The 22,504-nt window shown below is 64.7% G+C and carries 25 protein-coding genes, 1 tRNA gene and 1 pseudogene; 12 read left to right on the forward strand and 15 right to left on the reverse strand.

Going from position 1 to position 22,504, the window contains the following annotated elements; genetic code table 11:
- Positions 1-88: 88 nt before the first annotated feature.
- Positions 89-514 (forward strand): hypothetical protein, encoded by a 426-nt coding sequence (locus LY284_RS06130; RefSeq protein ID WP_014191198.1) that lies wholly within the window; start codon positions 89-91, stop codon positions 512-514.
- Positions 515-567: 53 nt separating this feature from the next.
- Here the strand turns inward: LY284_RS06130 and LY284_RS06135 are convergent, their stop codons facing one another.
- The 6 genes from LY284_RS06135 to LY284_RS06160 form a co-directional block, all read right to left on the reverse strand.
- Positions 568-1,677 carry an enoyl-CoA hydratase/isomerase family protein gene (locus LY284_RS06135; RefSeq protein WP_014191197.1) on the reverse strand — a complete coding sequence of 370 codons (1,110 nt, stop codon included), beginning with the start codon at positions 1,675-1,677 and terminating at the stop codon, positions 568-570.
- Positions 1,674-2,360, reverse strand: coding sequence for a TetR/AcrR family transcriptional regulator (locus LY284_RS06140; protein WP_014191196.1), 687 nt, complete (start codon positions 2,358-2,360; stop codon positions 1,674-1,676). The genes LY284_RS06135 and LY284_RS06140 overlap by 4 nt, the downstream gene beginning before the upstream one ends.
- Before the next feature lie 58 nt (positions 2,361-2,418).
- Positions 2,419-2,601, reverse strand: a complete 183-nt coding sequence (locus LY284_RS06145) for a hypothetical protein (protein WP_041730329.1) — start codon at positions 2,599-2,601, stop codon at positions 2,419-2,421.
- A 238-nt stretch (positions 2,602-2,839) separates the two neighbouring features.
- Positions 2,840-3,124 (reverse strand): DUF1488 domain-containing protein, encoded by a 285-nt coding sequence (locus LY284_RS06150; protein WP_014191195.1) that lies wholly within the window; start codon positions 3,122-3,124, stop codon positions 2,840-2,842.
- Between the two features lie 163 nt (positions 3,125-3,287).
- On the reverse strand, positions 3,288-3,644 hold the full coding sequence (locus LY284_RS06155) for a hypothetical protein (protein ID WP_014191194.1): 357 nt from the start codon (positions 3,642-3,644) through the stop codon (positions 3,288-3,290).
- Positions 3,641-3,913 carry a hypothetical protein gene (locus tag LY284_RS06160; RefSeq protein ID WP_014191193.1) on the reverse strand — a complete coding sequence of 91 codons (273 nt, stop codon included), beginning with the start codon at positions 3,911-3,913 and terminating at the stop codon, positions 3,641-3,643. Before LY284_RS06160 ends, LY284_RS06155 begins: the two co-directional genes overlap by 4 nt.
- A 298-nt stretch (positions 3,914-4,211) precedes the next feature.
- Between LY284_RS06160 and LY284_RS06165 the strand changes: the two genes are divergently transcribed.
- Complete coding sequence (locus tag LY284_RS06165; RefSeq protein ID WP_014191192.1) at positions 4,212-4,595, forward strand: hypothetical protein; 384 nt, start codon at positions 4,212-4,214, stop codon at positions 4,593-4,595.
- Positions 4,596-4,613: 18 nt separating this feature from the next.
- On the opposite strand, the gene LY284_RS06170 is transcribed toward LY284_RS06165, so the two are convergent.
- The 3 genes from LY284_RS06170 to LY284_RS06180 all read right to left on the reverse strand — a co-directional run bounded on the left by LY284_RS06170 (position 4,614) and on the right by LY284_RS06180 (position 5,817).
- Positions 4,614-4,952, reverse strand: a complete 339-nt coding sequence (locus tag LY284_RS06170; RefSeq protein ID WP_014191191.1) for a multidrug efflux SMR transporter — start codon at positions 4,950-4,952, stop codon at positions 4,614-4,616.
- A gap of 64 nt (positions 4,953-5,016) precedes the next feature.
- Positions 5,017-5,514, reverse strand: coding sequence for a heme-degrading domain-containing protein (locus LY284_RS06175; protein ID WP_014191190.1), 498 nt, complete (start codon positions 5,512-5,514; stop codon positions 5,017-5,019).
- A 226-nt stretch (positions 5,515-5,740) separates the two neighbouring features.
- Positions 5,741-5,817, reverse strand: a tRNA-Met gene (locus LY284_RS06180).
- Positions 5,818-6,007: 190 nt separating this feature from the next.
- Between LY284_RS06180 and LY284_RS06185 the strand changes: the two genes are divergently transcribed.
- The 3 genes from LY284_RS06185 to LY284_RS06195 all read left to right on the forward strand — a co-directional run bounded on the left by LY284_RS06185 (position 6,008) and on the right by LY284_RS06195 (position 7,243).
- A complete protein-coding gene (locus LY284_RS06185) occupies positions 6,008-6,355 on the forward strand; it encodes a DUF2946 domain-containing protein (protein ID WP_231927718.1) in 348 nt (115 codons plus the stop codon).
- 86 nt (positions 6,356-6,441) lie between these two features.
- On the forward strand, positions 6,442-6,804 hold the full coding sequence (locus LY284_RS06190; protein ID WP_014191188.1) for a copper resistance protein CopC: 363 nt from the start codon (positions 6,442-6,444) through the stop codon (positions 6,802-6,804).
- A gap of 7 nt (positions 6,805-6,811) precedes the next feature.
- The gene (locus LY284_RS06195) at positions 6,812-7,243 is read left to right on the forward strand and encodes a copper chaperone PCu(A)C (RefSeq protein ID WP_014191187.1); all 432 of its coding nucleotides are present in this window, start codon (positions 6,812-6,814) and stop codon (positions 7,241-7,243) included.
- A 75-nt stretch (positions 7,244-7,318) separates the two neighbouring features.
- Here the strand turns inward: LY284_RS06195 and LY284_RS06200 are convergent, their stop codons facing one another.
- Positions 7,319-9,880 carry a penicillin-binding protein 1A gene (locus LY284_RS06200; RefSeq protein WP_014191186.1) on the reverse strand — a complete coding sequence of 854 codons (2,562 nt, stop codon included), beginning with the start codon at positions 9,878-9,880 and terminating at the stop codon, positions 7,319-7,321.
- A 483-nt stretch (positions 9,881-10,363) separates the two neighbouring features.
- Here LY284_RS06200 and LY284_RS39000 point away from each other — a divergent pair.
- The 3 genes and pseudogenes from LY284_RS39000 to LY284_RS06215 all read left to right on the forward strand — a co-directional run.
- Positions 10,364-10,591 (forward strand): annotated as a pseudogene (locus tag LY284_RS39000) (hypothetical protein); the annotation flags it as partial.
- Positions 10,592-11,013: 422 nt separating this feature from the next.
- Entirely contained in the window at positions 11,014-11,694 is a 681-nt protein-coding gene (locus tag LY284_RS06210) for a PspA/IM30 family protein (RefSeq protein ID WP_014191184.1), read from the forward strand.
- A gap of 132 nt (positions 11,695-11,826) precedes the next feature.
- Positions 11,827-13,077 (forward strand): tetratricopeptide repeat protein, encoded by a 1,251-nt coding sequence (locus LY284_RS06215; protein ID WP_045450459.1) that lies wholly within the window; start codon positions 11,827-11,829, stop codon positions 13,075-13,077.
- 76 nt (positions 13,078-13,153) lie between these two features.
- Here the strand turns inward: LY284_RS06215 and LY284_RS38600 are convergent, their stop codons facing one another.
- Entirely contained in the window at positions 13,154-13,276 is a 123-nt protein-coding gene (locus tag LY284_RS38600) for a hypothetical protein (protein ID WP_255724164.1), read from the reverse strand.
- 170 nt (positions 13,277-13,446) lie between these two features.
- Positions 13,447-15,645: a glycogen debranching protein GlgX gene (gene glgX / locus LY284_RS06220; protein WP_045450458.1), complete on the reverse strand. Its 2,199-nt coding sequence runs from the start codon at positions 15,643-15,645 to the stop codon at positions 13,447-13,449.
- A gap of 199 nt (positions 15,646-15,844) precedes the next feature.
- Between glgX and LY284_RS06225 the strand changes: the two genes are divergently transcribed.
- The 4 genes from LY284_RS06225 to LY284_RS06240 all read left to right on the forward strand — a co-directional run bounded on the left by LY284_RS06225 (position 15,845) and on the right by LY284_RS06240 (position 19,179).
- Positions 15,845-17,284 carry a DUF2252 domain-containing protein gene (locus tag LY284_RS06225; protein WP_052485618.1) on the forward strand — a complete coding sequence of 480 codons (1,440 nt, stop codon included), beginning with the start codon at positions 15,845-15,847 and terminating at the stop codon, positions 17,282-17,284.
- A gap of 168 nt (positions 17,285-17,452) precedes the next feature.
- The gene (gene mscL / locus LY284_RS06230; RefSeq protein ID WP_014191180.1) at positions 17,453-17,893 is read left to right on the forward strand and encodes a large conductance mechanosensitive channel protein MscL; all 441 of its coding nucleotides are present in this window, start codon (positions 17,453-17,455) and stop codon (positions 17,891-17,893) included.
- A gap of 323 nt (positions 17,894-18,216) precedes the next feature.
- Positions 18,217-18,708 (forward strand): hypothetical protein, encoded by a 492-nt coding sequence (locus LY284_RS06235; protein ID WP_014191179.1) that lies wholly within the window; start codon positions 18,217-18,219, stop codon positions 18,706-18,708.
- Between the two features lie 261 nt (positions 18,709-18,969).
- Entirely contained in the window at positions 18,970-19,179 is a 210-nt protein-coding gene (locus LY284_RS06240) for a dodecin (protein ID WP_014191178.1), read from the forward strand.
- Between the two features lie 75 nt (positions 19,180-19,254).
- On the opposite strand, the gene LY284_RS06245 is transcribed toward LY284_RS06240, so the two are convergent.
- From LY284_RS06245 to LY284_RS06255, 3 genes are all read right to left on the reverse strand, one after another.
- The gene (locus tag LY284_RS06245) at positions 19,255-20,346 is read right to left on the reverse strand and encodes a BMP family ABC transporter substrate-binding protein (RefSeq protein WP_045450457.1); all 1,092 of its coding nucleotides are present in this window, start codon (positions 20,344-20,346) and stop codon (positions 19,255-19,257) included.
- A 109-nt stretch (positions 20,347-20,455) separates the two neighbouring features.
- The gene (locus LY284_RS06250) at positions 20,456-21,385 is read right to left on the reverse strand and encodes an ABC transporter permease (RefSeq protein ID WP_014191176.1); all 930 of its coding nucleotides are present in this window, start codon (positions 21,383-21,385) and stop codon (positions 20,456-20,458) included.
- Positions 21,386-21,396: 11 nt separating this feature from the next.
- Positions 21,397-22,503, reverse strand: a complete 1,107-nt coding sequence (locus LY284_RS06255; protein ID WP_014191175.1) for an ABC transporter permease — start codon at positions 22,501-22,503, stop codon at positions 21,397-21,399.
- Position 22,504 lies beyond the last annotated feature (1 nt).

The raw sequence follows: 22,504 nt of genomic DNA on the forward strand, positions 1-22,504 counted from the left end.
GCCAGGAAACGCGCGCGACGCCACTATAATGGCGCTCGTTTCGATAATCGGAGAGCACCGCGCCCTCGGCTTCCAGGCGGTCCAGCCAATGCAAAAAGTCATCCTGCCGTTCGTTTCTGGTTTCCTCGCCGCGCTGTTCTTTCGCGAATCGACTTTGGCGCTGCTGCACGCGGCGGGACTCGTCGATCCGGCCGGCTTTTCCACCACGCCGTTCCTGCCGCTCGGCATTCCCGAATTCATCGCCAACGCGCTGTGGAGTTCGGTCTTCGCCGTCCTGATGGCGTGGCTTCTGCGCGTCGCACCCGATCACAGCGCGCCGTGGATCGGCGCACTCGTCTTCGGCGGCATCGTGCTGACGGCGGTCGGCGCGTTCGTGATCGACCCGGCGCGCGGCATCTGGCCGAGCGGCAACATGCTGCCGCGCCTCGCGCCGAGCTTCATCGCCAATGCGATCTGGGGCTGGGGCGCGCTCGTCTTCATGCGCGCCTTCATGGCGGGCAGCGACTCGCGCTGAGCCGCGACGAGCGCTCGAATCGAAAAGCGGCCCGCTCGGGCCGCTTCGTCATTTCAGTCCTTCAAAAGCCGCAGCGGATGCGCCGCCGGCGTCCACGCGCTTTCGAACATGCGATCCACATCCGCGGCGTTGACGTCTTCGGCGCGCGCGATCTTCCAGCGCGGATCGTTGTCCTTGTCGACGATGCGCGCGCGGATGCCCTCCAGCACGTCGCCGCGCTCGAACGTCGTGCGCGTGAGATCGAGATCGCGGCGCAGCGTCTCGGCCATCGTCGAGAATTTCGCGCGATCGACCTGCTGCAGCGCTATATCGACGGAAAGCGGCGAGCGCTCGCGCAGCTCGGCCGCGGTGCGCTTCGCCCAGTCGTTGCCGTTGTCGGCTTCGCGCTCCAGCGACGCGATGATCGACGCGCCATTGCCCGCCGCGAAATGCTTGTCGATCATCGTGCGCGCGGCGGCGAGCTCGCTCTTCTCCGGGATCGGCGCGACCTTGTGCTTGGTCGTTTCGGTCTGCACGAAGCGCACGATCTCCACGCCATCGAGAAAACGCTGATGCCGCAACGACTCGACGAGGCCCGGCAACGCGCCATCGTCGAGATAAGCGTCGGCCATGCGGGCATAGAGCGCATCGGCGGCGGCGAGGCTCGCGCCGGTCGCCGCGAGATACCGGCCGATCGCGCCCGGCGCGCGCGCGAGGAACCAGCTCACGCCGACATCGGGAAAGAGGCCGATGCGCGTCTCGGGCATTGCCATCTTCGTCGACTGCGTGACGATGCGCAGCCCGCCGGTATGATGCGCGCCCTGCGAAATGCCCATGCCGCCGCCCATCACCACGCCGTTCATCACCGCGACATACGGCTTCGGGAACGTGAAGATCGCGTGGTTGAGCTTGTATTCGTCGATGAAGAACGCGTCGATCGCGTCGCGCTCGCCCGCCTTCGCGGACTCGTAGAGGAAGCGGATGTCGCCGCCCGCGCAAAACGCGCGCACGTGCGGGCTGTAGACGACGACGGCGCGGATCGCCTGATCGTGCCGCCAGGCGCGCAATGCCTCGCTGATCGCGCGCAGCATCGGCGGGGTCAGCGCGTTGAGTGCCTTCGGACGATCGAGCGCAATGAAGCCGATGCCGTTGGCGGTGTCGATACGGATGTCTTCGGTGGTCATCGTGTTGAAGTGTCGGGTCGGTTTCGAGGTTCGGCGCCTCGCGCTTCAATTCGGTCGACCGGCGCGAACCACGCATCGAGCGACAACTCGACGAGCGTCGCGGCCGGCGTCTCCGGCAACGGCGCGCCATTCAGCTTCAGCGCGACGATGCCATGCAGATTCGCCCACAGCCCTTCCGCGCAGGCGAGCGGCGCGGCGTGCGGCGGCAGCCGGTCGGCCGCGCGCAACTCGACGAACGCGTCCGCGATCAGCGAAAGCGTCGCCGCGCCTGACTCGGCCGCCTTGTCCACGCGGCCGGCGCCGTTCGCGTCGGGCTCGGCGCACACTGCGGATTCCATGTACATCAGCCGATACGTCTCGGGCTCGGCCAGCCCGAATTCGACATACGTGCGCGCCATCGCGTTCAGCCGCGCGGCCGGATCGGCGATCGTCGCCTGCGCGAGAAACGCGTCATGAAGACTCGCGTGCCCTTCCATGCGCAACGCGCGCGCGATCTCGCCGCGGCTCCTGAAATGAAGATAGAGCGCGGCGGGCGAATAGTCGATGGCCTCGGCCAGCTTTCTCATCGAGAGCGATGCGAACCCTTCGCGCTTCACGATCGCTCGCGAAACCTCAAGTATGCGCTCGCGCAGCGCGTGACGCTGCTCGCGTCTTTGCTCGGTGCGCCGCTGCTGCGGTTCCATGCGAGGCATTGTCGGCAGCGCCCCTCTCGAAGTCAAATGGCGGCGCGTGCGCGCGCGCTCAGACGGTCATCTTGCTGTCGTCGTCGCGACGCGATGCAGCGCGATAAAGCGGCTCGTCCGATTCGCGCAGCACGACCGACGCGAACACGATGCAAAAGCCGAGAATCAGCACACCGACGGCTGCCCAGATGAGCCATAGCGCATTGGACTCGATAAGCGAGTGAACAAAGGATTGAAGCATGACGACCCCGCGCGATTTTTATAATGGTTGCTCTGGACAGCGCATGCCGTTGAGCAAGTAATGTGCCGAGCGAATCGCATCGCGTACGGCGTGTTATCGGGATGGTACTCCGTTGCGCGATCGCGCGGAAGACGGCGCGACATCTCCCGCAGCGATAGGACGAGCAGCGCGATGGAGGTCTTACATCGGCCGTGTAAGAAGAAGAATGCCGCGCTGCGTTAATGACGCGATCGACGCATCAGACGGTCACGCGGCCCGGCGGGAAATGGCCGCTTTTCAGCAGCACGGGCATGCCGTTGGTCACGCGCAAGTGCTCGCGCGCCACCGCTTCGATATGCGGACGTGCTGCAGCGAACGCGCCGATCCAGCCGGCGCTGTCATATGTCTGCGCGCCGAAATGATCTTCCAGCGCCTCCACCGATATCGCGCATGGCACGCGTCTGCCATCGACGAGCGCGGCGAATTCGACGGTCAGGTTGGAATCGCGATAATCGGGCGCGTCCGGGAGGAATCGAATATTCATGATTGTCTCGTTGCTGGGCGTGGCGGCCGGCTACGTTCAAGCGCTTGTTGCGTCACCGAGGCGAGTCTGTTTGCGGCGCCGCAAACGATCGCACCAATCGATTCGGCGATTATGGTACTCGCGCTCGCGCCGTGCGGTCCAGCACCTCGCCTGTCGCGGCGACCTAAGCGGCGAGAACGGATTCGTCGACATCCACGACGAGCAGCGAGCTCGCCAGCGGATCGGCGTAATTGAAGTCGAGCAGGCGGCTCATGTCGCGCACGCGTTCGCAGACGCGGTCGCGCGCGGCTTCGGGCAGATGCGGATAGTCGCGCAGCACTTGCGCGTCGAAGCGGTAATGCACGCCCCACGCGATGTTGCCGGGATGATTCGCCACGCCGCCCGTGCGCCAACTCACGAACAGCGCGGGCGCCGACTCGTGGCCGATTTCCGCGACGTCGGCACCGCTCGGAAACAGATCGATGAGGCAATTCGCGACGTCGTACAGCACCGCGTGCCGAAGATGAATGGGGCGCATCATGTCGAGTGCAGCAATCGATCGATGTACTCGCGCGCCGCCCGCTCCACATGTTCCAGCGCTTCCTCTTCGGTCGCGAAGCGCTGCTCGGGTCCGAGATCGACGAGCGCCTCGAAGCGATGCACGTCGTCCGGTCCGCCGCGCGCGAGACTCACTGAGCCGACGTAGATCGGCGCTCCGCCATCGCTTCCGCTTTCGCCTTGTGTCTGCACGAGCCGCGCCGAAGCGCTGATGTAATACCCTCGATATGGCCCCGTGACTCGTTCCGCCATGTCTTTCTCTCCCTTTTCGTGCGCGCCGCATGCGCGGTTTCGTGGTTCTCCGGACTGGCAATTCCAACCGGAAGTGCAATGAAATAAGGCGCGCGATCCGGAAAATAGTTCATCGGCCAAGATGGGCGCATGCGGGCGTGTGCCTTTTGCTTTCGCAAGTGGCGCGCCCGAAGCCGCCGCTAACATCCGCTTACGTGTCGCGTAAGCCGCGTATGGGACAATGCACATCTCAAAAAGCGCCCTCGCCGCGAAGCCGCGACGGGCGGCGCGCATCGCCATTCGATCTCACGAGGTAAAGATGAAGCAACCCGGTCGGCGCATGCGCCGTATCTCCGCACGCGTCGCGCATGGCGGCGCCGTTTCGCGTTTCGTGTCGTTGCGCGCGCTCGCGTTGGGCGCGGCTGCCGTCGCGCTCGCGAGCCTGGGCGCGTGTGCGTCGTCGAACGAGGCATCGCTCATCAATCTGCCTGACGGACAGACCGGCTACGCCGTCAACTGCAGCGGCGCGGATGCCGGATCGAGCTGGGGAAGCTGCTACGTGCTCGCCGGCAAGAAATGCGGCGCGACGGGCTACGACATCGTCTCGAAGGACAACGAGGAAGGCGGCCCGACCGGCGGCGGCATCAGCAACGTGATCTCGGCGAACGTCAAGAATCGCTCGATGATCGTGCGCTGCAAGTGAGCGCGACCGGGCGCGCCTTCAGTGCGCGCTCATTTTCGAGAACGCATTGAGCACGACGACGCCCGCGACGATGAGGCCCATGCCGAACATGGCGGGCAAATCGGGCGTCTGCTTGAAGAGCAGCGCGGCGACGAGCGTGATGAGCACGATGCCCGCGCCCGACCACACCGCATACACGATGCCGACGGGCAGCGCGCGCAGTGTCAGCGACAGCAGATAAAACGACAGCCCGTATCCGACCACGACAATGGCTGCGGGAAGCGCGCGCGTGAAGCCATCGGAGGCGCGCAGCGCGGACGTCGCGATGACTTCCGCGACGATCGCGATGGCGAGGAGCACATAAGCGGTTGAGCGCATCGTGTTGTCGTATTCGTTCGTTTGTCGTTCGTCGTTTGTCGCTTGTCGTTCGAAGCGATGGCCTTCACTCGTGTCCGAGCGACAGCTTGCCGAAGTTTTCGCCGAGCACGGCGCACAGTGCCTCGACGACCATCTGATGATCGTCGCGCTGCGGCAGTCCCGACACCGCCACCGAGCCGATCACGCCCGCGCCTGCGACGCGCAACGGAAACGCGCCGCCATGCGTGGCGAACTCGGCGGTTTGAAGACCGTACTTCTCGGCGAGCGTCGTCCCGGCCTGCTGCAGCGCGAGGCCGAGCGCATAGGAGCTGCGGTGAAAATGCTCGACGGTGCGCGACTTGCGCTCGACCCAGCGCGCGTTGTCGGGCGTGGTGCCGTCGAGCGCGAAATAGAAGAGCTTGCGGCCGAACGTGCGCACGTCGATCACGACGGCCGCATCGCGCGCCAGCGCCATCTCGCGCAATTGCGTGCCGATCTGCCATGCATGGTCGGCATGGAACTGCGGGAACACGAGCGTGCGCTCCTGATGCGCAATGGCCTGCAGAACGTGTGGAATGTCCATGAGCGGGCGACTCCTTTTGCGTGTACCTGGATTGAGTGGGCGCGTGGGGATGCAGCGCCGCATCTTCGCGATTTTGACATGCGCATGCGATGCGGCCACGTGCGAGTCGGCCATGAACCGGTGCAAATGCGACTTCGGCGGGGGGTGTCGAAGGCGTCGATATCACGGCGATGAAAAGCAAAAAGCCCGGCTTGACCGGGCTTTTCGATGTGATGCTGGACGGTGTTGGTTGCGGGGGTAGGATTTGAACCTACGACCTTCGGGTTATGAGCCCGACGAGCTGCCAGACTGCTCCACCCCGCGTCCGTCGAAGAAAAGATTATAAGCCATCGCTTAGTTGGGCGCAATGCCTCGTTTGCTTCGAAGCGAAGAAAGATAGCGAGGCTGCGTCGAAGCATCGCGCTGCGCGCCGAAGTGCATCGAAACACGCGTGGCATAATCGTTCGTTCATCATCGTATCGAGCGCGGCATGCAGCAATTGCGTCGGAGCATCATGAGGAAGATCGGCGGGTTCGCGGCACTATGCGCGATGCTGCTGCTTTCGCTCGCGCCCGCCGCATCGCAGACGCTCGAACATGCACGCATCGAATCGCTGCTCGCTTCGGTATGCGCGACGAACGCACAAGCGCCGCAGCATCCGCAACACGGCGTCGCCGATCATCTGCGGGCATGCGACTACTGCGACCTCATCGCGCACGCGCCCACACCGCCCTCGTCGCTCGATACGGCCGGCTTCACATTCTCGCCGCGCGAGGTTTTCGCTGCGCCCTTGCGCGCCGACGCGCCGCGTCGCGCGTGGCTTGCCTTTGCGCAACCGCGCGCCCCGCCCGCTGTCGCCTGAGTCGCACGGGCGCACACACGCCTTCCATTTGCACTTCGCACACATCGCTCGATGACCGAACGGCTTCGGGCACGCAAGGACACATCATGCTTTCATCATCGATCATGCGCGGCGCGCTCGCCCTCGCATTCATCGGCTCGGCGCAACTCGCGTTCGCGCATGCGTTGCCGAAGATTCAAAACCCCGGCCCCGGTGCGACTGTCGGCGCACCGCACGAAGTCGCGATCGACTTCGGCGAGGCGCTCGAACCGACCTTCAGCAAGCTCATCGTCACCAATGCTCAGGGCACGCAGGTCAACACGGCGAAATCCATCGTCGACGCCAACGACAAGAAGCACATGAGCGTCGCGCTCGGCGATCTCGCCCCGGGCGTCTACAAGGTGCAATGGACCGCGGTCGCGGCGGACGGGCATCGCACGCAAGGTCATTACAACTTCACCGTCAAGTGAGAACAGAATGAAAAAGATCGCTGTACTCGCAGGCGCGCTCGCCTGCGCTTCCTTCGCTCAGGCCGCGTCGCTCGAGGCCCGCGACTGCTGGGTTCGCGCGATGCCGCCGAATCTGCCTTCGTCGGGCTACTTCACCGTCGCGAACAACGGCGACAAGCCCGCGACGATCACCGCCGCCGCAACGCCCGCGTTTGGCATGGCGATGATGCACAAGTCGGAAACGAAGAACGGCACGGCGACGATGTCGCATGTCGAATCCGTCGATGTGCCCGCGCACGGCACGCTGAGTTTCGCGCCGAAAGGCTATCACCTGATGCTCGAAGAACCGGGCAAGCCGCTCAAGGTCGGCTCGACGATTCCCCTCACCCTCACGTTCGCGGACAAATCCACGCTCGACGTGACCTGCGCGGTGAAATCGGCGGCGACGGTCGGTCAATAAACGTCATCCCCAAAAGCGAAGCGCGCCGGGCTCACACCCGGCGCGCTTTTTTTGCGCTCGACGACAAGCAGACGGTCAGTGCTTGCTGAACAGATCCATGATCTGCTTACGCTCGTCGGTCGTGACTGGCGGCGCGGGCGGCGCCTGCATGCCCGCCGGACCGACGCCGCCCATCGTGGTGGCGTCGCCCGCCATCGGGTTGGTGTTATCCAGCCCGATGCTCGCGACGAAGCCCGCGCCCGGCGTGCGGTCCGCGTAGAACAGTTCGCCGTCGACGGTCGTGATGCCGTCAGGCTTGGCCATCTGCTCCTGCGGAATGCCGCGCAGCGCGCGTCCCATGTACTCGACCCAGATCGGCAACGCCAACTGCGCGCCGAACTCGCGGCTGCCGAGCGTCTTCGGCTGGTCGTAACCCATCCACGCCACCGCGACGAGCTGCTTCTGATAACCCGCGAACCAGCCGTCTTTCGCGTCGTTGGTCGTGCCGGTCTTGCCTTGCAGGTCGTTGCGCTTGAGCACGTTGGTGCCCGACCCCGTGCCCTGCGACGCGACCGTATGCAACAGGCTGTTCATGATGTACGCGTTGCGCGGCTCCAGCGTCTGCGGCGCGTTGCTGCCGGCGACAAGCGGACTCGCGCGCGAGATCACGCTGCCCCGCGCATCGGCGACGTCGGCGATCAGATACGGATTGATGCGATAGCCGCCGTTCGCGAACACCGAATATGCGCCCGAAAGCTGCAACGGCGTAACGAGCCCGGCGCCGAGCGCGAGCGGCAGATAAGGCGGCGTCTTGTCCTTGTCGAAGCCGAACTTCTGCGTGACGAAGTCCTGCGCGTAGTTCGTGCCGATATACGACAGGATGCGGATCGACACGAGGTTCTTCGACTTCTGCAGGCCGGTTCGCATCGACATCGGGCCGTCGGGCTGGTCGTCGTCCTTCGGCTCCCATGCGTCGCCGCCGCCCGCCGCCGGGAAGTACAGCGGCGCATCGTTGATGATGGTCGCGGGTCCGATGCCCTTGTCGAGCGCGGCCGAATAGATGAACGGCTTGAAGCTCGAACCCGGCTGACGCCAGGCCTGCGTCACGTGATTGAACTTGTTCTTGTTGAAGTCGAAACCGCCGACGAGCGCGCGGATCGCGCCGTCCTGCGGCGTCATCGACACGAGCGCGCCTTCGACCTGCGGAAGTTGCGTGATCTGCCAGTTGCCCTTGGCGTCCTGCGTGAGGCGCACGATCGCGCCCGGCTTGATCGCAAGCGCCTTCGACGCGTTGCTGCGCAGCCCCGCCGCCGCGAAGCGCAGGCCTTCGCCCGAAACGTTGGCCGTATCGCCGCCGACGAACTGCGCCGTCACCTGCTTCGGGCTCGCGGCCGTGACGACCGCCGAGACGAGCTCCCCATTGTCGGGATGATCGACGAGCGCGTCTTCGATCGCCTCGGCGCGGTCGTCCGCATTCGACGGCAGGCTGATGTTGCCCTCCGGCCCGCGATAGCCGTGACGCCGCTCGTAATCCATCACGCCCTTGCGCACGGCTTTGTACGCGGCGTCCTGATCGGCGGAATCGATCGTCGTCGTGACCGTGAGGCCGCGCGTGTAGGCCTCTTCCTTGTACTGCGCGTACATCATCTGCCGCACCATTTCGGCGACATACTCGGCATGCACGCCGTATTCGGTACCGCCCGACTTCGTATGGATTTCTTCCGCGGCGGCCTGATCGTACTGCGCGCGCGTGATGAAGTTCAGATCCAGCATGCGCTTCAGGATGTACTGCTGACGCACCTTCGCGCGCTTCGGATTGACGACCGGGTTATACGCGGACGGCGCTTTCGGCAGGCCCGCGAGCATCGCCGCTTCGGCAAGCGTGATGTCCTTCAGATCCTTGCCGAAGTACACGCGCGCCGCAGCCGAAAAGCCGTACGCGCGCTCGCCCAGATAAATCTGGTTCATGTACAGCTCGAGAATCTGGTCTTTGGTGAGCGCGCGCTCGATTTTGTAGGCGAGCAGCATCTCGTAGACCTTGCGCGTATAGGTCTTTTCGCTCGATAGGAAGAAGTTGCGCGCGACCTGCATCGTGATCGTGCTCGCGCCCTGCGATGCGCCGCCGTGCATGAGATCGGTCACGCCCGCGCGCAGGATGCCGATGAAGTCCACGCCGCCGTGATCGTAAAAGCGGTAATCCTCGATCGCGAGCACGGCCTTCTTCATCTGATCGGGGATGTCCTGAAAGCGCACGAGACTGCGGCGCTCCTCGCCGAATTCGCCGATCAGCACGTGGTCGGCGGTATAGACGCGCAGCGGCACCTTCGGCCGATAGTCGATCAGCGCGTTGAGCGACGGCAGATTCGGCTCCATGACGACGAGCGCGTACCCGACGATGAGCGCACCGACCACCGCGCCGATGGCCGCGATGCCGCCGAACCACAGCGCGATGCGCGCCCACGGCGAGCGGCGGTTGCGATCGTTTCTGTCGTTGCGGTCATGACGGCCGTTGCCGCCATTGCGACCGCCGCGGCCGTTGCCGCCGTTGCCATCGCGTCCGCCGCCGTCAGCGTGCCTGGCATCGTTGAGGCTGTTCCAGCGGGGTTCGCGATCGTGCCGCGAGGATCTCGATGAGTCGGGTCGTTTGATGATAGGCATGACTGGGTTCGTTGGCGCGCCGTGAAGCGCGCGCGCTGCCGCGCTGCGATGCGCCGTGTGGGCGCTACTGCAAAGACGGGACGAGCAAATGAGCGGGCCGGCTTTCACCGAGCGTAACAGGGCATTTTAAAGAATTCGGGGGCGCCACTACAAAACCGCCGGAGATTTTTTGTAAGTAAATGACGCGCGGCGGTGGAATCGGCATGATTCGAGGAGTTACCCACAGAAAGTGTTGAGAGCCTTGTGGACAACCGTATGAGAAAATACCCAAGTCGTTGAACGCGCGCCTTTTTTGCGCGACGCTCATCGCGCGTGATGCGGGGTGGGCCACACCCACGTCCGCGCACAAACCGATATGATGGATGAACGGATCGCAGGTTCCCGGCCACACCGCGAGAGCCCGCCGTTGCGCTGTCGTGCCGTTGTTTGATGAACCGAAGTCGCGATCGCCGTTACGATCGCCTTACTGTTTGCGAGCCGCTCATGACGACCAAACCCAGCGAACGCATCGTTGTTTTCGTGACTCCCGCGCAGAAGATGGCCATCAGCCAGACGGCGGACACGCTCGGCATCAGCGTGAGCGAACTCATGCGGCGCGCGGTGCTCAACTTCAACGCGACGAGCGAGCAGATCAAGGTGGCCGGCATCGTCGACCGCCTGCGCGCGCCGAAAGCACCCGATGCGCTCAATGCCGCGCTCAAGAGCGTCGCCGCGAAAGCCGCGGCGCGCGAGGCCCGCGAGGCGGCGGCGAGCGCGACCAAGCGGGCAGCGCAGGCGCGCAGCTTGCCACGTTCGCATCCCGCGCCGGCTGCATCCGAAGAAGAAGTCGAGCACGACACCGATCCCGGCGACGACACCTCGCTCACCGACGGCACGCGTTCCGGACGCTGACGGCAGCGCATCCGTGCTTCACGCCATCGGCGGGACGCGTCGCGGCATCGCACGTCCATGTCGTTACACTCCTTAACCTTCATTAAGTCCCGATTAAGTCGCGGCATGATCTAATGAGCGGGTAAACCCGGTGCGCGCGTCGTCGCACTGCGCGCTTGCAATCTCGCGCCTTGCGCCTCACATTCGAGCCGCGTGGCACGCAGGCGGGCGCGCACCCCGCCGTCTTCATCCAGGAGAAATACATGTCGCTTTTCGATTCCATCACGCGCACGGTCAAAGGCCTCTTGAACGACGCCGCCGATACCATGCAGGACCCTTCGCGCGACGCTCGCCAGATCGTGCGCGAGCTCGACGAAAGCATCGCGAAGGCGGAAAACTCGCTCATCGAGATCGAAGCGCAGGTCGCGACGCAGCAAAGCAAGCGCGACGCCGCCAACGACAAGGCGAAGAAGTACGAAGACGGCGCGAAGCGCGCGCTGCAGTCGGGCGACGAAGGCCTCGCGCGCGAAGCGCTCGCGGCGCAGGCGAACGCCGAAACCGAACGCGACGCGCTCGCGGCCGAACTGCAGACGCTGGAGCCGTCGGTCGATCATCTGAAGAAGCAGATCGCCGACATGCGTCAGCGCCGCAACGACCTCAACGCGCGCTCGAACATCCTTCAGGCGAAGCAGCAGATCGCAACCGCGAAAGATACCGCCGCGACGGCGCTCGGCGGCATCGGCGGAAAGAATCTTTCCGAAGATTTTCAGAAGCTCGAAGACAAGGTTCAGCTCGCCAACGCGCGCTCGGATGCGCGCCTGAATTCGGCCGATCAGAAATCGGGCAAGGCACTCGACGACAAGCTCGCCGAACTCAATCGCGGGCCGTCCGTCGAAGATCGTCTCGAAGCGCTGAAGAAGCAGTTGAACACGCCGGCGCAGTAAGGGCCGATATCGGAAAGCGGGCACGCGCCGCGAACTACCTCGCGAGCGGCGCGTCGCACGAATATGCGCTACCTTGTGCAGTACACGATTGCATCGACAGGAGGCGGACGTTCATCGCGTCCGGCCGGTATCATGAAAAAGATGTTGACCGCTCTGGCGTTGTCCTTGTCGCTCGCTTCCCCGCTCGCGTTCGCCGTGCCGACCGCGCAGCAGGTCGAGCAGTCGATGACGCAGGGCAACTGGCAAAAGGCCGACTCGCAGTTGAGCGAAGTGCTCGAAGCGCATCCGAAGAACGCGCACGCGCATTATCTCTACGCCCAGGTGCTCGACCGCGAGGGCCGCTACAGTGACGCGCTTTCGCATCTGCAGCAGGCGAAATCGCTCGATCCGTCGCTGAGCTTCACGGACCCGTCGCGCTTCGCGGCTACGCAAGCCCGCATTCAGGCCGACGCGACGCGCGCCAGCATTTCGCCGCGTTCCGACAACGGCACGACACGCGGCACGACGGGCACGGTCACGCAGAATCCGTTCAATCAGAATCAGGCCGCCGCGCCCGCGCCGCAAAGCCACGGCCTCGGCATGGGCGCGTGGATCGGTCTGGCGGTGCTGATCGCGGCGATCGCATTCGTGCTGCGCTGGGGCCTGCGCCGCGCCCGCACGCGCGACGACGGCCGCGCCGACGATGACCGCCGCGCCCAGCTCAAGCGCGCGACCGAACTGCTGAACGACGTGCGCACGCTCAAGCTCGACGTGCGGCTCTCCACGGCGCCGGGTCACGAAGCGCTGCTGCGCGACGTGGAAGGCGCGGAGACGCAGTTGCGCGAGATGGTCGAGGCGTTGTCGAACGCGAAGAATCCGGTGCCGCCGTACGCCATCGAAGACCTGGAGAATCAGGTCGAGAGCCTGAAAGCGCGCGCCGATGGCCGGCCCGACCCGAACGCGCAGAATTACGCGCAAAACGGCGCGCCGGGCGGTTCGCCCTACGCGCAGGAAGCGGAACGCTTCGGACGCAACCAGCAGCAGCCGTATCCTCAGCAAGGGCCGTATCCTCAGCAAGGACCCTATCCGCCGCAGCAGGGCCAGCAGCCGCCCGTCATCATCCAGCAAGGCGGCGGCGGGTTCGGCGGCGGCATGGGCGGCCTGCTTACCGGCGTGCTGCTGGGACAGGCGTTGTCGCACGGTAGGGATCGCGTGATCGAGCGTGAGGTGCCTGTGGATCGTCCGTCGAACGACAATGGCGGTCTCGATTTTGGCAACGGCAACGACAACGGCGGCGGCGGCCTGGACTTCGGCAGCGGCTCGAACGACTGGAACGACAACGGCGGTGGCGGCGGCGGTGGTCTGGACCTCGGCAGCAACGATGACGGCTGGCGCGATTCCTGACTTTTCCACGCCAGCATGAATGCGAAGGCCCCGTTTGCGCGGGGCCTTTGTCGTTTCGGCGAGGAAAATCAGCGCATCAGCCGCCGCCGCCGAGAAAGCGCAGCAACGCCCACAGAAACTTGAAAAAGCCGACGACGAATTCCCAGATGCGCTCAAGCTGATCCCAGCCCGCGACGCGCAGGATGGCGTGCAGGATCATGCCGCTGCGGCCGCGCGCGCGCTGGCGCGTTCATGCGCTGATTCAAGCGTCGTTTCAAGCGTGATCGATACGGGCATCGGAAAAAAAGAAGGCGGCTCGCGCCGCCTCCTGTCGCTATCGCAAAAACCAGATGATAACCGGTCGCGCGCGTCGCTCTGCCGATCCGAGACTCAACCCGCCCCGCTTTCGGGCGGCACCTCGTCCGTGAGCGCTTCTTCCAGCCGCTTGAAAATGCGCTTCGTCGCGCCGCGCGGCTGGAGCGCGAAGAGCAGCAGCGAGCGGCCCGTCACCTGATACACGTCGTCGGAGCCGAACTCCGGCAACTCCTCGCGAATCGGCGCATTCGTGTCGATCAGGCAGATCCATTCGTCCGGGCCCGGAATATCGGGCAGCGTGAAATCGACCACGTCGTGATACGCGTTCACGATCAGCAACAGCGTCGCGTCCGAGGCCGGCTTGCGGATGCCGGTCGCCTGCGCGCGTCCGTCGATGACGAGCCCGAAGCAGCGCATGTTCGGATCGTCCCATTGCTCCTGCGTGAGCTCATCGCCGGTCGTGCCGAGCCATCTCACGTCGGCGACCTGCAAGTCCTCGTGGTACTCGCCCGTGAGAAAACGCTGGCGCCGCAACACCGGCAGCGTGTGACGCAAGGTCGTCAGCTTGCGCAGGAATTCGGTGAGCGCGCGCCCGTCGTCGTCGATGTCCCAGTTGACCCAGCTGATGTCGTCGTCCTGACAGTACGCGTTGTTGTTGCCCTGCTGCGTGCGGCCGAATTCGTCGCCCGCGAGCAGCATCGGCGTGCCTTGCGAAAACAGCAGCGTCGCGAGCATGTTGCGCTTCTGGCGCTCGCGCAGCGTGCGGATCTCGGGATCGTCCGTCGGGCCTTCCGCGCCGCAGTTCCAGGACTTGTTGTCCGAGTGGCCGTCGTTGTTGTCCTCGCCGTTCGCCGCGTTGTGCTTTTCGTTGTACGACACGAGATCGTTGAGCGTGAAGCCGTCGTGCGCGGTGATGAAGTTCACGCTCGCCCACGGCCTGCGCCCGCGCTTGTTGAACTTGTCGCCCGATGCGGTCATGCGCGTGGCGAGCTCCGGCGCGATGCCTTCGTCGCCCTTCCAGAACTCGCGCACCGTGTCGCGATAGCGGTCGTTCCATTCGGCCCATCCCGGCGGGAAGCCGCCGACCTGATAGCCGCCCGGCCCGCAGTCCCACGGCTCGGCGATGAGCTTGACGCTCGACAGAATCGGATCTTGCCGGCACGAATCGAGAAAGCCGCCGCCTTCGTCGAAGCCGTACGGCTCGCGGCCGAGAATCGTCGCGAGGTCGAAGCGGAAGCCATCGACGTTCATCTCCGTCACCCAGTAGCGCAGGCTGTCCGTGACCATCTGCAGGACGCGCGGATGCGAGAGGTTGAGCGTGTTGCCCGTGCCGGTATCGTTGATGTAATAGCGCGCCTCCTCCGGCATGAGCCGGTAGTACGACGCGTTGTCGATGCCGCGAAACGAGAGCGTCGGCCCGCGCTCGTTGCCTTCGGCGGTGTGGTTGTAGACGACGTCGAGAATCACTTCGAGCCCGGCTTCGTGCAGCCGGTCCACCATCTCCTTGAACTCGGCGATGACGCCCGGCCCGCGCGCGAAGTATCGCGGATCGGCGGCGAAAAAGCCGATCGTGTTGTAGCCCCAGTAGTTCGTGAGGCCCTTGTCGAGCAGATAGCTGTCGTTCACGAAGGCGTGAATCGGCAACAGTTCGACCGATGTCACGCCCAGACTCTTGATGTACTCGACCACTTCTTTCTGTCCGAGCCCTTCGAACGTGCCGCGCATCGACTCCGGAATCGCCGGATGCCGCTTGGTATAGCCGCGCACGTGCGTCTCGTAGAAGATCGTGTGCTCCCACGGCACGCGCACGCGCGTGGGGTGCGTCCATGAAAAGGTCTGATCGACGACCTGGCACTTCTGCATGAAAGGCGCGCTGTCGCGTTCGTCGAACGTGAGATCGTCGCCTTCGGCATTGAGCGTGTAGCCGAAGACGGCCGGGTCCCATTTCAGCTCGCCGACGTGCGCCTTCGCGTACGGGTCGAGCAGCAGCTTGTTCGGATTGAAGCGATGCCCGGCTTCCGGCTCGTAGGGGCCATGCACGCGGTAGCCATAGACCGTGCCGGGCTCGAGACCGTACACGTAGACATGCCAGACTTCGTCGGTATATTCGGGCAGTTCGATGCGCTGCGTTTCCTTCTCGCCTTTTTCGTCGAAAAGGCAGAGTTCGACCTTGGTGGCGTTCGCGGAAAACAGCGCGAAATTAACGCCTTTTCCGTCCCAGGTCGCGCCGAGCGGGAACGGCGAGCCTTCGGCAATGCGGAGTTCGTTCGGCATGAGATGATGTCTTCGATAGGATGACGCACCGGGCGTCGGGAGTGCACGTTGGCATTGCGGGGCTTCAGGCGGATCGTGAGAAGCACTTCTTATGCCCGTGCGCCGTGCCCGCGCGTCATCCGCTCCGGGCCGTGGGCGACGCCCCGCCGCTCATGCTTCGGACGCGTCGAGTGTAAAACGTTCCGCCTGGGAGCGCCGAATGCTGGGCGTCCGAGCACTGTCCGCCACGTTCCGCACCGCCGAAGGAGAAGACGCCTTGTCCACACGCCCCGACACCTCCGCGAATTCCCCGGTCGACGGCACGGCTGAAGCAAGCCGTGCCGCCGGCCGCGCGTTGCGCGACGCCATCGCGTTCGACGCCCACGGCGCCTGGACGCCCGCGCCCGACCGGCCCGACCCGGTCGAGCGCGTGCTCGCGGGCAACGCGGGCCGTCAGGAGCGGCTGATTCCGCTGCGCATGCAACGCATGGCGGAGTCGCCGTTCGCGTTCCTGCGCGGCTCCGCGACGGTGATGGCGTGGGACCTGGCCAGGTCGCCGTCGATCGGGCACAACGTGATCATCGACGGCGATGCGCACATCAATAACTTCGGTCTGTTTCGCACGCCGCGCCAGGACGTCGTGTTCGACCTGAACGATTTCGACGAGACGCTCGTCGGCCCGTGGGAATGGGACCTGAAGCGGCTGACTGCGAGCATCAATGTCGCCGCGCGCGAAAACGGCGTGGACGCGACGGGACGCGAGCGCGCAGTGCGCTCGGCGTGCGCGGCGTACCGCACGACGATGGACGGGCTCTGGCAAGTCAGCCCCTACGAACTCTGGCAGATGCGCTCCTATGCGAGCGCGTTGCACATGGACGCGCCGACGAAACTCGATGCGGAGGAAAAAGCCACCATCGAGAAGACCGTCGAGCGCGCGATGAAGCGCTCGCACGCGACGATGCTCGCGAAAATCGCGGAGCCCGCCGGCAAGAGCTATCGCTTCAAGGTCGATCCGCCGATCCTCACGAAGCTCGACGCCGCCGAGAAAAATCATGTGATCGATGGCCTCAAGGCGTATTTGCAGACCATCGCGGGCGAATGGCGGATGATGCTCGAACGCTACGACGTCGCGGATGTCGCGCATCGCGTCGTCGGCGTGGGCAGCGTCGGCACGCGCGCGTATCTCGTGCTGCTCGTCGGGCGCGCGCTCGGCGATCCGCTTTTCATGCAGGTGAAAGAAGGCATCGTGCCCGCCGCCGCGCCCTTCGTGCCGCCGCTCGACGAGCCGTACCGGCATCAGGGACGGCGCGTCGTGCACGGGCAGCGGCTCATGCAAAGCTCCTCCGACGCCCTGCTCGGCTGGACCACCATCGCCGGCCGCGATTTCTACGTACGTCAAATGAAGCAGATCCGCGGCTCGATCCCGGTCGACTGGCTGCATGGCGCGACCTTCGATTTCTACGCGTGGTGCCTCGGGCTGCTGCTCGCCCGCGCCCACGCGCGCACCGGCGACGCCGCGCTCATCGCGGGCTACTGTGGGCATTCGGACCGGCTCGACGCGGCCTATGCGATGTGGGCCGAGCGCTATGGCTCGCAGGTGGTCGCCGACCACGCCGCCTTTTGCGCGGCCATCAGCGTGGGCCGCGTGCCGGCGGCATGACGATCGCTTCGGCGACACAGCGCACGCGCGCGGGCGATCCGCAGTCGAATTGACTATCATTGACGGTGCCCGCGATGTGCAGCGTTTCGCGGGTGTTTCAATGGCATAGCCCTTGCTGCCGTCCGAGCCAGCACAACGTCCAACCCAAAAAACCGGAGGAAGCCGCGCATGAGCATGATTGAGGAATTCAAGAACTTCGCCCTGAAGGGCAACGTCATGGACCTCGCAGTCGGCGTCATCATCGGCGGCGCATTTTCGACGATCGTCAACTCCGTCGTGAAGGATCTGATCATGCCGGTCGTCGGCCTCGCCACCGGCGGGCTCGACTTTTCCAATCTCTTCGTCAAGCTGGGGCAGATACCACCGACCTTCAAAGGCAATCCCGATTCGTACAAGGATCTGCAGACCGCGGGCGTCGCCGTGTTCGGCTACGGCTCGTTCATCACGACGCTGATCAACTTCATCATCCTCGCGTTCATCATCTTTCTGATGGTCAAGTTCATCAACAACCTGCGCAAGCCGGCCGAAACGGCGCCTGCGGCAACGCCGGAAGACGTGCTGCTGCTGCGCGAAATCCGCGACGAACTCAAGAAGTCGCCGCGCGTCTAGGCGGGCAAAACCGCCCGATTCACGGGAACCCGCGCCGCGCGCGCGGGTCTTCCAGATTGCCACCCCGCCCCGCTCGGTGCGCCCACCCGCTTTTTTCTTCATGAAAGCTGTTCGCGCGGGTAGCAGCAGGACTATTATTGGGATAGATGCTCAGAGGGATGCCAAGCGGGCCGCCAAACGGTCATCGGCACGAATCGTGCGCCAGCAACGTGCACCGGCGGCTTAGCGGTCACGAAAAATGTCAGGCCCGATTCACCGTGACCTAATCACATCGATGCGCTATAAAAGATCGACGTGCGGCGCGCCAAGACGGGAGTGGCCGCATGAGGACGCTGCGTTTCTTGCAATTCTTTTTCAGGCGAGTTTTTATGTCCTTCCCGAAAAAGCGTAAACGCGTGAAGGCCGACGGCGACGAGTCTTTTCTCGCCGTGGTTCGGCATTTCAAGCCATTTGGTCAGCTAGACACGAAGATCGCCCGCGCTCGCGCGCAGGACGAACCGGTTCTGTACGCGCATGTGCTGCCGGGCCTCGATGTGCTTCTGTGCAGCGTACGAGGCGCGCAGCCGCCGTATCCGGCCATCGACGAGCTGCACAGGCGCTGTGTCGAATCGATCACCAATGCGCTCGAACAGCCGCTCGACGGTCTCGAGAACGGCGGCTACTGGTACGAGGCGAACGGTTTCGGTTTCCTCGTGTTCGCGAGCCGTGCGCGCGCGCAGATCCTGAGCGAATTCGGCGCGACGGTTTCGGCGCGCAGACGCCGCGGCGCCCGCCGCCAGGATGCGGGCGATGCCGCCTCGCGGCCGCTGCGTTGATCCCTGCGTGACCTTTCCCCGCAGTACCGGATGCGTGCGAGCCTCTCTCACGAGGCTCGCCGCGTGCTCGCGCGCTTCGCGCAAACCCCGACTATTCCCCGGCGCTTTCCTGTCCTTTAATGGAAGCCACGCGCGACGAGCGTGATGGCGCGTGCCTTGCTGCATCGGTATTGCATGCTTCTTCGGGCGGCACGACGCGCCGCCTGAGCCGATTCATCATGCCCCGAAGGACATCCCCTCGGGGACTACAAGGAGAACACCATGTCGGAACACGTCTATAAGCAGATCGAACTCACTGGTTCCTCGCCGCAATCGAGCGACGACGCCGTGCGCGTCGCACTCTCGAAGGCGTCGAAGACGCTGCGCAACATGCACTGGTTCGAAGTGGTGGAAACTCGCGGACACGTCGAGGAAGGCAAGATCCTGCACTGGCAGGTGACGATCAAGGTGGGACTGCGCATCGAAGACTGACGCTTTTGCCGATGTCATGAAAAAACGCGCCTCGCTGCGAAGCGAGGCGCGTTTTGCTTTGGAACGGAAAAGCGCTTACTTCGGCAACGAGCCGTCGACACCCTCGACATACCAGTTGATGCGCTGCAATTCCGGATCGGTGAGCGTCTTGCCGGCCGGCACCTTCTCCGCGCCCGACTGATCCTTGATCGGGCCGCTGAACACATCCCACTTGCCGGTGTGCAGTTCGTCGCGCTTCGCGGCCACCGCCTGCGCGGCCTTCGCCGGAATCACGCCGGTGTTCAGGTCTTCGAGATCGACGGCCTTCTGCGGAATGCCGAGCCATACCGGGTCGTTCTTCCACTTGCCGTCGATGACCTTCTGGATGACGTCGTTGTAGTACACGCCCCAGTGCGCGACCACCGAGCCCAGATGCGCGCTCGGGCCGAACTTCTTCATGTTCGAATCCCAGCCGAACGCGTAGACCTTCTTCTCGGCGGCGGTGTTGAGCGTCGCGTTGGAGTCGGTGTTCTGCAGGAGCACGTCCGCGCCCTGGCCGATCAGCGTTTCGGCCGCCTGCTTTTCCTTGCCCGGATCGAACCAGCTATTGATCCAGATGACCTTCGTGTGGACCTTCGGATTCACCGAGCGCGCGCCCATGGTGTACGCGTTGATGTTGCGCACCACTTCGGGAATCGGCACCGAGGCGACGAAGCCGAGCGTGTTGGTCTTCGTCACATAGCCCGCGGCGACGCCCGCGAGATACGCGCCCTGATACATGCGCACGTCATAGGTGCCGAAGTTCTTCGCCTTCTTGAAGCCGGTCGCCGTGAGGAAGATCGTGTCCGGGAAATCCTTCGCGACCTTCAGCGCGAAATCCTGATAGCCGAAGCTCGTGGCGAAGATCACCTTGTTGCCCTTGTTCGCGAGATCGCGGAACACACGCTCCGAGTCCGCCGATTCCGGCACGTTCTCCACGCGCGTGATCTTGATCTTGCTGCCGTACTTCGCTTCGGCTTCCTTGCTGCCGGCGTCGTGTGCGAAGGTCCAGCCCGCATCGCCCGGATTGCCGAGATAGACGAACGCGACGCCCGGCGCGTCGGCCGCCTGCGCGCCCGTCGACAGCGCGGCGACGGTGGCGGACAGCGCGACCGTCGCGGTGATCGCCTTAAGCCACGGTTTATTCATTGTGATTCTCCTGGTCGATGTTGTGTTTGAAACGGGAATGCGATGTCCGAGTGTGGTCGGCCAAAAAAACGGACGAAACCGCGTTGCGGCGCGCCCGCAACGGCTGTCGCTAGCTCGCCGCGAAAAACGGCTTGCCGAGCGAGGCCGGCGCGTTGAGCTTGATCGTGTTCGGATTGCGCGAGATGACCACGAGCACGACGATGGTGGCGAGATACGGCAGCATCGCGAGGAATTGCGTGGGCACCGGCACGCCGACGGCTTGCGCGTAGAACTGCAGCGCCATCACCGCGCCGAAGAGCAGCGCGCCGATCAGGAGCCGCCCGGGCCGCCACGTCGCGAACACGACGAGCGCGAGCGCGATCCAGCCGCGCCCCGAAGTCAGTTGCTCCTGCCAGACGTGCAGATAGACGATCGAGTAATAGCCGCCCGCGATGCCCGCCATCGCGCCGCCGAAAAGCGTCGCGCCATAGCGCACGCCGACGACCGGAAACCCCACCGAATGCGCCACCGATGGCGATTCGCCGACCGAACGCAGCACGAGCCCCGCGCGTGTCTTGTAGAGAAACCAGCCGATCGCCGCGAACATGACGAACGCGAGATAGCCGAGCGGCGTCAGCGAGAACACCGCAGGGCCGAGCACGGGGATCGATGCGAGGCCGGGAATCGGCATCGCGTCGATGGTCGAGCGCACCGCGGCCGAGGTGTACGGCTTGCCGATATACGCCGAGAAGCCGATGCCGAAGATCGTCAGCGAAAGGCCTGTTGCGACCTGATTGGCGAGCATCGTGATGGTGAGAAAGCCGAAGAGCAGCGCCATCGCGAGCCCGGCGAACACCGACGCGACGATGCCGAGCCACGGGCTGCCCGTGATCGCCGTGACCGCGTAACCGGTGACGGCGCCCATCAGCATCATGCCTTCGACGCCGAGATTGAGCACGCCCGACTTCTCCGCGACGAGCTCGCCCGCGCCGGCGTACATCAGCGGGATGGCGGCGACCACGGCGCTCGACGCGAGATTGCTGGCTTGATTGATATCCATGTTCCTCCCTCTTATGCGGCGTGATGCGCGCTCGTCCTGCGCCTGACGCGGTAATTCACGAAGAGATCGCAGCCGAGCAGACAGAAGAGCAGCAAGCCCTGAAACACGCCCGCGAGCGCTTGCGGCAGTTGCAGCGACGTCTGCACCGCTTCGCCGCCGAGATAAAGCAGCGCCATCAGCAAGCTGGCGAGCACGATGCCCACCGGATGCAGCCGCCCGACGAACACGACGATGATCGCGGTGAAGCCATATCCCGGCGACCAGCCCGCCTGAAGCTGGCCGATCGGCCCGGCGACTTCGCCCATGCCGGCGAGCCCCGCGAGACCGCCTGAGAGCAGCAGCGAGGTCCAGATCGTCTTCTTGTCGGAGAAACCGGCGTAGCGCGCGGCGAGCGGTGCAAGACCGCCGACGTTCATCCGGAAGCCCGCGAAGCTCTTGCGCATGAAGAGCCACACGAGCGGAATCGCGATCGCCGTCAGAAACACCGACGCGTTGATGCGCGTGCCCTTGAGCCAGGCCCAGTGCCAGTCGCCGTAGAGGCGCGGGAACAAGGCGTCGTCGCCGAACATCGCCGAGATCGGGAAGTTCATGCCTTCGGGGTCGCGCCACGGGCCGCTCACGAGATAGATCAGCAATTGCGTCGCGACGTAGGTGAGCATCAGGCTCGTCAGGATTTCGTTCGTGTTGAAGCGGCTCTTGAGCAGCGCGGGAATCGCCGCCCACAGCATGCCGCCGACGACGCCGCCCGCCATCATGAGCGGCAGCGTCCACCAGCCGGAGGCGTCGCCGGCATGAATCGCGATGCCGCCCGCGACGATGCCGCCGAGCAGCATCTGCCCTTCCGCGCCGATGTTCCACACGTTCGCCCGATAGCCCACCGCGAGCCCGAGCGCGATCAGGCACAGCGGCGACGCCTTGAGCACGAGCTCGGACCAGCCGTTGACGCTGGCGAGCGGCTCGATGAAGAACGCGTGCATCGCGCGCAGCGGGTCCTGCCCGACGAGACTGAAAATCAGAAAGCCGATGACGAGCGTCGCCACGGCGGCGACCACCGGCACGGCAAGCTGCATGACGCGCGAGGGCGTCGGGCGCGCTTCGAGTCGATAGGGAAAGGTCATC

The organism is Caballeronia sp. PC1, assembly GCF_021353155.1.
Classification (GTDB): Bacteria; Pseudomonadota; Gammaproteobacteria; order Burkholderiales; family Burkholderiaceae; genus Caballeronia; species Caballeronia cordobensis.

Excerpts from the sequence above, each read along its gene's own strand:
- LY284_RS06130 (WP_014191198.1), top strand. The coding sequence starts at position 89 with ATGCAAAAAGTCATCCTGCCGTTCGTTTCTGGTTTCCTCGCCGCGCTG.
- LY284_RS06135 (WP_014191197.1), bottom strand. The coding sequence starts at position 1,677 with ATGACCACCGAAGACATCCGTATCGACACCGCCAACGGCATCGGCTTC.
- LY284_RS06140 (WP_014191196.1), bottom strand. The coding sequence starts at position 2,360 with ATGGAACCGCAGCAGCGGCGCACCGAGCAAAGACGCGAGCAGCGTCAC.
- LY284_RS06145 (WP_041730329.1), bottom strand. The coding sequence starts at position 2,601 with ATGCTTCAATCCTTTGTTCACTCGCTTATCGAGTCCAATGCGCTATGG.
- LY284_RS06150 (WP_014191195.1), bottom strand. The coding sequence starts at position 3,124 with ATGAATATTCGATTCCTCCCGGACGCGCCCGATTATCGCGATTCCAAC.
- LY284_RS06155 (WP_014191194.1), bottom strand. The coding sequence starts at position 3,644 with ATGATGCGCCCCATTCATCTTCGGCACGCGGTGCTGTACGACGTCGCG.
- LY284_RS06160 (WP_014191193.1), bottom strand. The coding sequence starts at position 3,913 with ATGGCGGAACGAGTCACGGGGCCATATCGAGGGTATTACATCAGCGCT.
- LY284_RS06165 (WP_014191192.1), top strand. The coding sequence starts at position 4,212 with ATGAAGCAACCCGGTCGGCGCATGCGCCGTATCTCCGCACGCGTCGCG.
- LY284_RS06170 (WP_014191191.1), bottom strand. The coding sequence starts at position 4,952 with ATGCGCTCAACCGCTTATGTGCTCCTCGCCATCGCGATCGTCGCGGAA.
- LY284_RS06175 (WP_014191190.1), bottom strand. The coding sequence starts at position 5,514 with ATGGACATTCCACACGTTCTGCAGGCCATTGCGCATCAGGAGCGCACG.
- LY284_RS06185 (WP_231927718.1), top strand. The coding sequence starts at position 6,008 with ATGAGGAAGATCGGCGGGTTCGCGGCACTATGCGCGATGCTGCTGCTT.
- LY284_RS06190 (WP_014191188.1), top strand. The coding sequence starts at position 6,442 with ATGCTTTCATCATCGATCATGCGCGGCGCGCTCGCCCTCGCATTCATC.
- LY284_RS06195 (WP_014191187.1), top strand. The coding sequence starts at position 6,812 with ATGAAAAAGATCGCTGTACTCGCAGGCGCGCTCGCCTGCGCTTCCTTC.
- LY284_RS06200 (WP_014191186.1), bottom strand. The coding sequence starts at position 9,880 with ATGCCTATCATCAAACGACCCGACTCATCGAGATCCTCGCGGCACGAT.
- LY284_RS06210 (WP_014191184.1), top strand. The coding sequence starts at position 11,014 with ATGTCGCTTTTCGATTCCATCACGCGCACGGTCAAAGGCCTCTTGAAC.
- LY284_RS06215 (WP_045450459.1), top strand. The coding sequence starts at position 11,827 with ATGAAAAAGATGTTGACCGCTCTGGCGTTGTCCTTGTCGCTCGCTTCC.
- LY284_RS38600 (WP_255724164.1), bottom strand. The coding sequence starts at position 13,276 with ATGATCCTGCACGCCATCCTGCGCGTCGCGGGCTGGGATCAGCTTGAG.
- glgX (WP_045450458.1), bottom strand. The coding sequence starts at position 15,645 with ATGCCGAACGAACTCCGCATTGCCGAAGGCTCGCCGTTCCCGCTCGGC.
- LY284_RS06225 (WP_052485618.1), top strand. The coding sequence starts at position 15,845 with ATGCTGGGCGTCCGAGCACTGTCCGCCACGTTCCGCACCGCCGAAGGA.
- mscL (WP_014191180.1), top strand. The coding sequence starts at position 17,453 with ATGAGCATGATTGAGGAATTCAAGAACTTCGCCCTGAAGGGCAACGTC.
- LY284_RS06235 (WP_014191179.1), top strand. The coding sequence starts at position 18,217 with ATGAGGACGCTGCGTTTCTTGCAATTCTTTTTCAGGCGAGTTTTTATG.
- LY284_RS06240 (WP_014191178.1), top strand. The coding sequence starts at position 18,970 with ATGTCGGAACACGTCTATAAGCAGATCGAACTCACTGGTTCCTCGCCG.
- LY284_RS06245 (WP_045450457.1), bottom strand. The coding sequence starts at position 20,346 with ATGAATAAACCGTGGCTTAAGGCGATCACCGCGACGGTCGCGCTGTCC.
- LY284_RS06250 (WP_014191176.1), bottom strand. The coding sequence starts at position 21,385 with ATGGATATCAATCAAGCCAGCAATCTCGCGTCGAGCGCCGTGGTCGCC.
- LY284_RS06255 (WP_014191175.1), bottom strand. The coding sequence starts at position 22,503 with ATGACCTTTCCCTATCGACTCGAAGCGCGCCCGACGCCCTCGCGCGTC.